An 11,910-nucleotide genomic window follows, 5' to 3' on the forward strand; every position below is an offset into this window, starting at 1 on the left:
CTTTTAACTATCCAGATAGTTATTACATGTAATTTTAACTTTGATAAACATCTAGAACTTTTTGTAACATATCATCCATACGATAATGTTCCTTCACTCTTATTCTAGCCTTTCTTCCCATTTCTAGCCTTTCTTCTTCGTGCTCAACCATCCATGTCATAGCATCTGCCAGAGCTTGTACATTATTTGGAGGTACTGTTAACCCAGTTTCATGATCTAAACTTACATAAGGTACTCCACTAGGAAGATTGGTATTAATCACTGGCTTCCCGTATGCCATTGCTTCTATCTGAACTAGTCCAAATGCTTCACTTTTCATAATCGAAGGAAGTATAAAAACATCACACTCTTTAAAAGCATGATTAAGTTTTTCCTTATCAACATTACTTAAAAAGTGAACTTTATTAGAAATTCTAGCTTTCTTAGCTTGCAACTTTAACTCTTCTTCTAGTTCGCCACTGCCTATAATAGTTAATTCAGCACCTTTTACTTTACTAAATGCTTCTATTAAAACATTACAACCTTTATAATATACTAGTCTACCTACAAACAACATATTTATATTAGCTTTAAGAGTTGGCTGAGAATTCTTTAAATAATAATCACCTTTTTCTTCGATTTCTTTATCAACTCCATAAGGTATAATAATACATTTACCTATATACTTCAGCAAATAATCTGAACCATCTATATGCCCTTTAGTTGCAACAATAATAACATCTGCCCTTTTTAAAAACTTGTCCATTATAGGCTGGTATAGTTTCATAAGCCTTTTCTGTCTTACAATATCACTGTGCCACCATACTACTACCTTTCCCTTATATCCTGATAATAAACAAGCTAAATCACCTAATGGAAAAGGCATATGGAAGTGTATTACATCTCTATCCCTTGATAGTTTTCTCAATTGCCAAAAAAGAGAGATTGATATCGGCATTGAAAATAAAACTCCGAAGCTACCTGCCCTTTGTATAGTAACACCATTAATATTTTCAATTACTGTTTTTCCTTTTTTCTGGCAGACAAGGACTTTCATATCCGTTTTTTCATTTAATCCCTCTGCAATCTGTTGCACTACTCTTTCTATTCCACCAGTAACTGGATAATATAACTTATTCACTTGCAATACTTTTACTTTTTGCATAATTTCTCCATAAAATCTTTTGTCTATAGTTATACTTTTTATATTATTCAAGATCTTTGTCATAATAATAATCGCTAAACATCTTGTTTAAACTTTTAATATATCTGCTAAGTAAATATATCACTTGGTTAAAAGCTCCTGTAACCCAAGTATTTTTCCCCATACCTTTTCGTATGTTAATTACAAGGTCACAGGTATCTACATAATCTTTGTCCTGCGGGTGAAATACTCCACCTTTTTCATTCTGAATTAACATAGCAAGATATTTATTTAATTCATCGATATGTATCATACTTCTTTTATTATGTATCTCAGGAAATACTGGAACCATTCTAGCTAATTTTACGAGTCTTGGATAATTACCCTTACATCCTTCACCATAAACCATGGGTGGTCTTACAACTGTAATTAGAAATTTATCCGACTTAAGTTTCATAATACCTTTTTCTGCTGCAAGCTTAGATTTACCATAGTAGGTTGTCGGATTGGGAACAGTATGTTTCGTTATGTGCTTTACTTTTGAACCATATACTGCTGCAGTACTCATAAATATAAATTGTTTAACTCCACTCGCTTGAACTGCTTTTGCAATCTGTACAGCCAGTTTATGATTCACTTTATCATAAATATCTTCTAGCGATTTATTCTCCTTCTTATGGACAATACCAGAAAGCATTAGAACAGCATCATAATTCATTAGATTTTCATTCTTCCATGAATCATCAGAGGCACTGGTCTTATATGCAACTATATCATTTTTACATCTAGTTGAAACATACTGACAGAAACTCTTACCAATATAACTATTAGCTCCAATTATTAGTACCTTCTTCATGCCCCCTCCTTTAAACCATCACGACGAATAACGATACTAAAAGTTTTAAGAATACATTTCAAATCAAATATAAATCCAACCTTTTTTATGTATTCCCCATCCAGTTTCGCCTTAACTGTAATTGGTAATTCGTCTCTTCCATTTATTTGCGCCCAACCAGTTAAGCCTGGTCGCACATCATTGGCTCCATATTTATCCCGTTCCTCAATTAAATCATACTGATTCCATAATGCAGGTCTAGGTCCTACAATCGACATATGCCCAACAATAATATTGATTAATTGAGGTAATTCATCAAGGCTAGTCCTTCTTAAAAACCTTCCAATTGGTGTTATATATTCATCTGGATTTTTTAGCATATGAGTTGCCACATCTTTTGGCGTATCAATTCTCATGGTTCGAAACTTAAGTATGTAGAATTCTGACTTATGTATTCCTATCCTTCTTTGACAGAAAAATACTGGTCCTTTAGAAGTTAATTTAATAGTTATAATCAATGTTAGAAATAACCATGACAAAAATATCAATGCCAAAAGCGCTAATACAAAATCCATCCATCTCTTTATATATTTTAAATACATAGTAATACTCTACCTTTCGAATATTTATTTATATTATAAAGATTTCAGCTTTTTTTTACAAGCTAATTCGATATCAAAAATACAAAAACACAATATTTGCACATATTATATTTTATCAATTCATTAATATTTATGGTAACACTTGTTTTTTAAGCTATAACATACTACAATATTATAAATACATTAAACCATTTACATATGAAGGAGATTTATTTATATGAAATCTATGAATTTACCTAGGAATAAGAAATCAAAACATTCGACAAGTTATTCTTATCAGCCAAGTAAAGGTTATAATAAGTTATATATGTTACCTTTAGTAGCTGTTATGTCTATACTTCCGTTGATTATGTATTTGTATGAATTCGATTCCGGTTTATCCGGTTTTTCGTGGCACTCCAGCAACGGTGAGGAACTTGACATATTCTTATTCTACAAACAAGTCTTTTTTATTGTGATTTGTCTCATTATGTTGTTTTTTCTTATCTGGAAGGGCTATATAGAAAAGAAAAAAACAAGATTTTTACCTATCTTTATTCCTTTATCTCTTTATGGACTTTTAGCATTACTCTCTACAGTGTTTTCTGATTATCCATCTTTGGGTTTTAAAGGAACATCCGGACACTTTGAGTCCATCTTTGTTATATTAGGTTACTGTCTCCTTGTTTATTATGCATATCTTTTTATCGAAACTGAGGATGATATTAAGTTCATATTAAAATACTTTTTAATGGGTATATTAATTATGATATTCTTAGGTATTTTACAAGCTACTGGTAACGATTTTTTTGCAACTACTATTGGTAAAAAATTATATACACCTGAAAGATATTGGGACCAACTTGATAGTTTTAAACTTACTTTTGGTCCTAAACGAGTTTATATAACTCTCTTTAATCCAAATTATGTTGGTGTATACGTTTCTTTGATTCTTCCACTTATAGCTGGTTTACTGTTAACTGAGAAAAAATTAAAAACTAGTTTACTATATTTAGGTATAATATTAGGACTTATTATTTGTCTTTTAGGAGCTGAGTCAAAAGCAGGTTTCATTAGTTTATTTATTGCATTAATTATTACCATAATCTTTTATAGAAAATATATTTTTCGTAATATTAAAATAACCTTGCTTATTATTGGTATCTTTATTACATTAATTATTGGCTTTAGATCTGCTATTTCATCAACCTTTAATAAAGTAGTTAGTAATATAAATATCATTTTAAACAAGAAAGCCGAATTCTCTTTGACAGATATTAAAACAGAAGAAGTATTAACTATAACCTACAAAGGTAATAATTTAGTCGTTGACCTAAATAAATTCGATGAAAATATTGACATTACAATGAAGGATACAAATGGTAAAGATATTGAAACCACAATAGATACAAATACACTAACATCCACTATCACAGATGAAAGATTTTCTGGTATTACAGTCACTCCTGTTGTTTATGATTCTTTACTTTGTGTTCAAATAAACATTGAAGGCAGAGATTGGGTCTTCTCCAATCAATTTGAGGATGGTACTTTTTATTACCTTAATTATTTTGGTGGATTCGATAAAATTAATAAAGCAGAATCCTCTTTATTTACAGGTTATGAGAATTTTGCTTCCGGTAGAGGGTATATATGGTCCCGAACCATTCCTTTGCTAAAGGATAATATTATACTCGGTTCCGGTGCAGATACCTTTACAATTCAGTTTCCTCATCAAGACTATGTATACCGTACGAATATGGGATATGATACTCAGATAATAACCAAACCTCATAGTTTATATTTACAGATAAGCGTTCAATCCGGTGTTCTTTCGTTAATTGCATTTCTTGTATTCTTTATTGCATATTTTATATCCTGCATAAAGATATACATAAATGGAAAATTTGATACTTATTTTAAGAGAGTCGGAGTAGCGATATTTATCGGAGTTGTTGCTTATATGGTTTCAGGAATATCCAATGACTCAACCATTACTGTAGCTCCTATTGCTTGGGCATTAATTGGTATCGGAATTGCTTGTAATTATAAAGTAAAAGAACAAATTAGTAATAAAGCAAAAGCTTAACAAGAATAAGATGATAGAGATATAATATAAAAGACAAAAGAATCCTTTGAAAGTTTCTCTTGTCTTTTTATATTATATCTCTATATTTTTTTATTTCGTCTTCTCCTCATATATAGCACTAACTTCATCAATCCCGCCCTGTGCTATAACCTGTCCATGTTCCAGCAATATCGCCTTATCACAGATCTTCTGCACCTGCGCCAATGAGTGAGATACAAACAATACCGTAACCCCTTTATCAAACATAGATTGGATCTTCGCTTCACATTTCTTCTTAAACTTTGCATCACCAACTGCCAATACTTCATCCAGTATTAATATATCCGGTTCCACAATGGTTGCGATAGCGAACCCTAGTCTTGATTTCATACCTGATGAATAATTCTTTAATGGCACATTAATAAATTTACCCAATTCTGAGAAAGCTACTATCTCATCATACTTCTCTGCTATAAACTCTCTTGGATACCCAAGTACAGCTCCATATAGATAGATATTCTCTGCACCTGTATATTGAGGTTCAAATCCTGCACCTAACTCCAATAAGGGGGCAATTACGCCTCTTACTGTTACAGAACCTTCTGTAGGCTTTAATACACCTGCTATAATCTTAAGCAAGGTACTCTTACCAGCACCATTTAGCCCCAGTATTCCAAGACGCTCTCCCTTATTTACTTTTAAGTTTATATCTTTTAAAGCCCAGAACACATTATAAGTAATTTCTTTTTTAACAAATTTAATAAAATATTCTTTTAGATTATCTACCTTTTCTGAAGATAGGCTAAATCGCATACTAACATGTTGTACATCAACAACGGTCTTACCCATGGTATGCCTCCTTTTCTTTTAACACGTATATAAAATGACATTAATGAAGAATGCCATGGCTTTTACACATAAAGAATAAATACATCTTGTTTCTTTGCGAACATAATAGTACCAACTACCAAAAATACTGTACTATAAGCAATTGATATTAATAATGCTCTTTGATCCAATGGTGCACCAAATATGGAATTTCTAAAATTGGATACTACTGAATACAACGGATTTATATCCAGTAACCATCCGTAACCGCCATTAATAATTTTTGCCGGTTTATAAAAGATGGCTGAAGTATACATAATTAACATCAAGGCTACTGACCATATATACTCCAAGTCGCGGAAGAATACAGCCAATGTTGCCAGTATAAGCCCCAATCCATAAGCCATAACTGCAATAATAACTAACGGTACAATAGCTCCAAATAAATAGATAGTCGGCTTTACTTTCAATACTGCAGCGACCGCTACTAATACGATCAGAGATATTAGAAATATAATATATTCCGTAAGTACACTTGACAGTGGATACATATATTTAGGAACATACACTTTTTTAATCATAGAACTATGTGTACGTATTGATTTCATTGCTATTTTAGTACTAATAGAGAAGAAAGAGTATAACAATCTGCCGGATAGAATATATACCGGAAATGTTCGATCGTTATTACCAAATAGTGTACCAAACACTACAGTTAATACAATCATGGTAAGTAATGGCTCAATTAAGGTCCACAAGATACCAAGATAAGATCTTCTATATTTAAGGGAAATTCCCTTTTTAACTAATTCTCCTAATAGGAATCTATATTTAACAAAATTTTGAATATACTTTTTCATATTTTTTATACCCAAATACCTATTTTGATTAGAACAGCATCTTTTATAGGTACCTTTCTATATAATTTTAAATCCACTATATCACTTGAATATGTCAATCATTCATTGCATTTTGCCATTCTGAGTTAAGGTTAGCTTAATTCTTTACTCTAAAATCTGGCATATGATTCCATGGAGTTCTTCCTAACCTTTTAATCTCAGAATGACAGCTGATTCATGCAATATTATAATTCTTTCTTACAATATTTAAGACTCATTGGTTTCCTGTTGCTTTAAATCATTATATCCAAGTAGCAGATCATCTATTGGCGTCTCATCCAACTTATCAAATATTTCTAATCGTTCTAATCGGAACGGACTGGCCGCAATATGATTCTTCGTAAATGCACTGGTCATATCACTAGTTTTGTAGGTAAAGCGGTCTTTCACATTATTCCATACTTTACTGCCTTTTTCATTATTAATTGTCAGTAAACTTACACCCTTATCATCAAACATGTCCGGATCAATATCTCTTATACCCCAGAAGTCACCGATTGTCACATCACCTACTCGGTTTGTAAAGGTATACTCGCATTTATTACAGCTTGGGCGGGCAATAAAGTCATTAAGGAATGCACGGAAATAATTATTTCTTCTTGCATTTATTCTCAATTCTTTTCCATTTTCAAATTCGATTACCATAGTAGCTTTGTGAATTAACCAACCCTTTTCTTTATCACGGAAGGTTATATTCTTAACTTTGGAACCAAACTTTTTCTTTAAGTACTCCATGTATTGTTCTAATATCTTTGGTGATGGAGCAGCATGACAGACTATCTCACATATAATCAAATTGTCGTAGTCTTTTCTTAAGTAAGAACGAAGTCCGGCACATTCACATGGTAAACCGGAATATAATACAGTATGTCCATCTTTTAATAATTGTTTGATCTGCGGGAAGATACCATCAAATTCACTCTTTACATACTTAGAGCCATAAAATGCTTTTAAATCTTCCATGTTATTTGCTATAGAAGCTACTGCCTTCATGTTCTCGTCAAACTTAACACCAACAACATACCCCTTCTTCTCGTCAATTACATATCTGGCAAGTTCAGGGAAGATTGCACCGGAAGAACTCTTCATACGAACTTCTTCCTCTTTGTTCATAACAGAATACACTTTAGGGTATTCTTCTTGATAGTCAATGATGTGATTATCTCTTCGAATACAAGCTTTAGCACAGGCGCCACAATCGGTACATCTATCTTCATCAACCACAGGATAATAGAATCCTTCTGCATCCTTTATCATTGTAATTGCATTGGTTGGACATATCTCTTTACATGCAAAGCAACCATAACACTCATTCCTGCTAATATTAGTAGGGCAATCCACTTGCTTATATTTATCACTTAATCTAAGTGCATCTTCTAAGAATAGCAATGATGCTCTTCTAAGTTCTAATACACGGCTTCTCAGCTTTTCTACATTCTTAATTTCGAATTTTTCAAAGTCTGTAAAATCTTCAATGTTATACAATAAATGTGATTCCAGATTCAATGTATTTAATAAGTCAATGGTTCTACTGCCTGTATTGGAATGCAGCATGGAAACAAAAGGAGTCTCGTATACAATAGAAAATACCGTTCCATGGAAGGAGTTTGTAATAACATACTCTGCATTCTCTATTAATCCAAGGAAGTCCCCTGGGGCAGAAGTATAACAGGTCCCAATTTCATTTTTAAACAGCTTATTAGGCCTCCTCTGAATAATAGGAAGTCCCGTCATCTTAGATACCCTATTAGCAAAAGTAACTACATCAGGATTATGCTCCATCATGTATACGAAAATATATTTTTCTTTAATATCCGGTACTGTCTTAATTTCTTCATAATCTTCTCTTGGTAATAAAAGAGTAGGATCCAGTACAATACTTACAGAATTGCTGGTAAGCTGCTTTACCGCTGCTTTACCACTTTTTTCTCTTATAGAGATAGAGGTAAAGGTTTCTAAACTTTCTCTAATTTTATCATGATAAATCGGTAAAATATAATCCTTACCAAGACTTGCAGCATAAGCAATTTTAAGAGCACCCGGTTTTGCAAAGTTTAGAAAGTAGGCCGGATCGAAACCTCCTATATGCTCACTATTCCATACCTGATCACTGCCAACTATATAGGCATCTAAATCCACATTCCCTGCTTCTAACTCTTTATAAGTAGAATAATCACCTAACAGGTTAAAGCTGTTTTTAATAAAGTTTGTATAGTTATTAAACCTTATTAGACTTCTTGGGTTTGTCCTCTTTAGATTTAATCTGGCTAATTCTTTCTTTAAACCTGACTTCCCACTAAGAGGATCATACAAATCATCAATAATACTTGGATGATAATTAATAACTGAGGCATCTATTTTGTAATTCTTAAGGACTTTTTGTAATGCCCAAGTCTGCAAGCTGGCGCCAAAGTTATGCGCACTATGAAATGTAATAACACCTGCTTTCAAACTATTCAACCTCCTTTACTAATGTCTCATCTAATGTTTCATTATTCAGTAACTTTATAACTTTGTCAATGTCTATCGGAAGGGATTCTACCATACGCACTTTTGTTTTCTTATTCAACTCATGAACTTCTTTCATATTCTTCATAGAATCCGGAAGAACTACTAAGTCATAATTATCTAGGTGTCTTAGGGCATATTGTATATCTTTACGATATTTTTTAGACTTATTATATTGTGCAATAGTAAAGTTATTAAAGCAATATATCTTCTTACCTTGTATTTGATCCAGAATATGAAGTAACATCAAGTCCATACCGGAATAATTAATTACATATTCAAAGTTCGTATCTCCAAAATGTTTTCTTAACTCCCTTAAAGCCAGACTCTGTATTTTACGTTTAGTAAAACCATTCTCAATACCATACTTAAATGTTAAGGTAAATGCTATATATTCTGATAACCTATAATTCTTACCCGGTTGCATCGGAAGATACCCTATATCTTTATTGAATAAAGATAAAAGGCTGGAGGTCTTCTTCATTCCATTCGCTTTAAAATGAATAAAATAGTTTCTTTTCTCTAAATTCATTCCATTCATTTTGTGAATGAAACTATTATCTTCTTCCGTATCCTTAAGTGCCTTTACATGAACAAGAACATTAGGCTTCTTTACCTTTTTGTACTCAATGGTCTTAAGTCCGCATTCTTCCTGCAAAAATACTGTATCACATACATTTCTGGCAGTATCTTCGGAATCGTAACTGCAGAAGCGTTCAAAGAACAATGGATATTCACAATCTTCTTTTATCTCTTTATTAATTTCATCCATTAATTCTTCCACAGTGTCTACTTTTGGAAGGTCCATTTCATCCAAACTAATATAGATACCTCTATCTTTTAAGTACTCTTCTCTGTCATATGTGAATAGAATCATTTTCTTCTTAGAAACTGCATAATCGAACATAATACTGGAGTAATCAGTAATTAGCAAGTCACTGGCATTTAAGAAATCATAAGTTTCATATTCACTAGGAAATTGACGTATATGAATGAAATCATCATAATTAATTTCACTCTTAACAAAAGGATGTAGTTTTACATATAAAATCTGATTCTCTTGTAGTTTATAATCAATGCGAGCTAAATAACTATAGATTCTGGCTACTTGTTCTTTGTTTTGCTTCTTATGAAGTAAACCTCTCCAAGTAGGCATATATACAATTACTTGTTTGTCTTCAATTTTACATTCTTTACGGATAATATCTCTTCTGTCTGTGCGGTAAAAAGCAGAGTTTCTTGGATAACCGGATAATAATACCTTACCTTCATATATCTTATCCAGCATATAATCATTCAAAAATACATCTTTTGAAAAATCATTCTGATATAACAAATAATCTGCGATATTGAAATTTCTCTGAACATTACCAAGACCGTATTCTCTATCCGGTACGGCCCTACCCATAGCTTTCAGAGGAGTTCCATGCCAGGTATTTAAATATACCTGTTCCGGTTTCTTGATAAAGTAAGGTGGCAAACTGGTATCCGTAACAAGGTACTTAGCAGTAGCAATGGCTTTTAGGTATTCATTGGAATGTAATTCAATAAAGCGTACATGACGAATACCATAGTTATTTAATAATGTTCTATAGGTTTCATTCAGTTCTTTTTTCAGAACAAGAAAAACACGGTAGTCCTTGTATTTATCCCTACCTGTTTCATAAATCATATTAAAGATATTACCGGCTAAATCTTCTCCATGTTTTGATTCAAAGAGAATGTCTTTATCATTGACACTTAACTCTTCATAATACTTAGTATATTTTACATCTATAGGCATATGAAATAGCTTAAGAAAAGGTAGTTTCTTTAACTTCTTCTTAATCAATGCCTTTTTGTTCCTGCTTCTTCTAAATTTTCTCCACTTTCCGTTTAACTTAGTCTTTAATTTCCTTAGTTTCTGAGCAATTCGTAATACAAAACCAGGAACCCTGTCACGGAAAGTAATATAACGTATGGTCTTATTCCTGTCTACATAATATTTTAGATGCTTTTTAATAGCAGCACCGGAGCAATACTTTAGGTATTGGTTATCCTGCCAGCCCGGTATCTCTTTCTCTAAGAAATCTTGTGTTTCGTTAATAATATCTATCTTTAGCTGTAATTGGCCTTTCTTCTCATCGGCATAGAAAGACTCATAACGATAAAAGAAATGCCTTGTACAGATATATTCTAATTCTTCTTTGAAAGTATCAAACAAATCATGTTCTTTCATAAAATCAAATAATAAACCAAAGGCTGTAACAATATCCTTGGTTGCTTCTGAAAAACTATTTAAGAACCCACCTTGGGTGGTCTTACGATAATTATAGAGAGGCTCATGAACCACTCCAATACTCTCCGCTCTTGTTACTGCTTCAAAGGCAACAACAAGGTCTTCGAACCGTATTCCTTCCGGGAATCTTATTCCTTCTAATAAAGAACGTTTATAAAGCTTGTCCCAAGGGAATGGTGAAGCATGTGCCAATTCAAACTTTCTCTCAGACATCTTAAAGTTCTGATTCATAGAAAATATCTTAAGAACCTTACGTCTTGGCTCTTTTTTACCTTCAACTTCGTATACATTATATCTGGCACACATAACCAGGTCATTGTAGTCTTTTATTGCCTTCCTGTATAACTTCTTTGCCATATCCAGTTCAATATAATCATCGCTGTCAACAAACATAACGTAATCACCAGAGGCTCTATCAAGTCCATAGTTACGGGCATGGCTAACACCTCGGTTCTCTGTTGAAAACACTTTTACTTTATCCGGGTACTTCTTAGCGTATCTTTCCAATATCTCTATACTATTATCAGGACTACCGTCATTCACTGTAATAATCTCTATCTCTTGTAAGGTTTGGTTAACCAAACTTTCCATACATTGCTTAAGATACTTTTCAACATTATACACAGGGACAATAATACTAACCTTGTACTTATTCATATAAAACCTCCTGATTTGATGGCTATCCACTAAGAAGGATTTTAACATAGTTGACGTTTGATTGCAATAATAATCCTACAAAGTAACTTTCTTATAAAAGATTCTACCAAAAAAAGTTACCTTGAACGGTCAT

General features: G+C 32.5%; 8 protein-coding genes. 1 reads left to right on the top strand and 7 read right to left on the bottom strand.

Features of this window, described 5'->3' with window-relative positions; translation table 11 throughout:
- Window positions 1-34: 34 nt before the first annotated feature.
- The 3 genes from BM183_RS06995 to BM183_RS07005 are packed head-to-tail and all read right to left on the bottom strand — an operon-like array spanning window position 35 to window position 2,560.
- Window positions 35-1,144 carry a glycosyltransferase gene (locus BM183_RS06995; RefSeq protein ID WP_091685680.1) on the bottom strand — a complete coding sequence of 370 codons (1,110 nt, stop codon included), beginning with the start codon at window positions 1,142-1,144 and terminating at the stop codon, window positions 35-37.
- Window positions 1,145-1,187: 43 nt separating this feature from the next.
- Complete coding sequence (locus tag BM183_RS07000) at window positions 1,188-1,979, bottom strand: NAD-dependent epimerase/dehydratase family protein (RefSeq protein WP_091685593.1); 792 nt, start codon at window positions 1,977-1,979, stop codon at window positions 1,188-1,190.
- Window positions 1,976-2,560 (bottom strand): sugar transferase, encoded by a 585-nt coding sequence (locus tag BM183_RS07005; protein ID WP_091685594.1) that lies wholly within the window; start codon window positions 2,558-2,560, stop codon window positions 1,976-1,978. Before BM183_RS07005 ends, BM183_RS07000 begins: the two co-directional genes overlap by 4 nt.
- Before the next feature lie 217 nt (window positions 2,561-2,777).
- Between BM183_RS07005 and BM183_RS07010 the strand changes: the two genes are divergently transcribed.
- A complete protein-coding gene (locus tag BM183_RS07010) occupies window positions 2,778-4,628 on the top strand; it encodes an O-antigen ligase family protein (RefSeq protein ID WP_091685596.1) in 1,851 nt (616 codons plus the stop codon).
- A gap of 90 nt (window positions 4,629-4,718) precedes the next feature.
- On the opposite strand, the gene BM183_RS07015 is transcribed toward BM183_RS07010, so the two are convergent.
- The 4 genes from BM183_RS07015 to BM183_RS07030 form a co-directional block, all read right to left on the bottom strand.
- Entirely contained in the window at window positions 4,719-5,456 is a 738-nt protein-coding gene (locus BM183_RS07015; protein ID WP_091685598.1) for an ABC transporter ATP-binding protein, read from the bottom strand.
- A gap of 62 nt (window positions 5,457-5,518) precedes the next feature.
- Window positions 5,519-6,295 (bottom strand): ABC transporter permease, encoded by a 777-nt coding sequence (locus tag BM183_RS07020; RefSeq protein WP_091685599.1) that lies wholly within the window; start codon window positions 6,293-6,295, stop codon window positions 5,519-5,521.
- A 246-nt stretch (window positions 6,296-6,541) separates the two neighbouring features.
- The gene (locus BM183_RS07025) at window positions 6,542-8,785 is read right to left on the bottom strand and encodes a polysaccharide pyruvyl transferase family protein (RefSeq protein ID WP_170847917.1); all 2,244 of its coding nucleotides are present in this window, start codon (window positions 8,783-8,785) and stop codon (window positions 6,542-6,544) included.
- Between the two features lies 1 nt (window position 8,786).
- Complete coding sequence (locus BM183_RS07030; protein WP_170847918.1) at window positions 8,787-11,777, bottom strand: bifunctional glycosyltransferase/CDP-glycerol:glycerophosphate glycerophosphotransferase; 2,991 nt, start codon at window positions 11,775-11,777, stop codon at window positions 8,787-8,789.
- Between the last annotated feature and the right edge of the window lie 133 nt (window positions 11,778-11,910).

The sequence above is a fragment of the Anaerocolumna aminovalerica genome (genome assembly GCF_900115365.1).
Taxonomy (GTDB): Bacteria; Bacillota; Clostridia; order Lachnospirales; family Lachnospiraceae; genus Anaerocolumna; species Anaerocolumna aminovalerica.

What these genes read in the sequence shown, in the direction of transcription:
- BM183_RS07020 (WP_091685599.1), bottom strand. Translation starts at nt 6,295, where the DNA reads ATGAAAAAGTATATTCAAAATTTTGTTAAATATAGATTCCTATTAGGA.
- BM183_RS07000 (WP_091685593.1), bottom strand. Translation starts at nt 1,979, where the DNA reads ATGAAGAAGGTACTAATAATTGGAGCTAATAGTTATATTGGTAAGAGT.
- BM183_RS07015 (WP_091685598.1), bottom strand. Translation starts at nt 5,456, where the DNA reads ATGGGTAAGACCGTTGTTGATGTACAACATGTTAGTATGCGATTTAGC.
- BM183_RS07010 (WP_091685596.1), top strand. Translation starts at nt 2,778, where the DNA reads ATGAAATCTATGAATTTACCTAGGAATAAGAAATCAAAACATTCGACA.
- BM183_RS07005 (WP_091685594.1), bottom strand. Translation starts at nt 2,560, where the DNA reads ATGTATTTAAAATATATAAAGAGATGGATGGATTTTGTATTAGCGCTT.
- BM183_RS07030 (WP_170847918.1), bottom strand. Translation starts at nt 11,777, where the DNA reads ATGAATAAGTACAAGGTTAGTATTATTGTCCCTGTGTATAATGTTGAA.
- BM183_RS06995 (WP_091685680.1), bottom strand. Translation starts at nt 1,144, where the DNA reads ATGCAAAAAGTAAAAGTATTGCAAGTGAATAAGTTATATTATCCAGTT.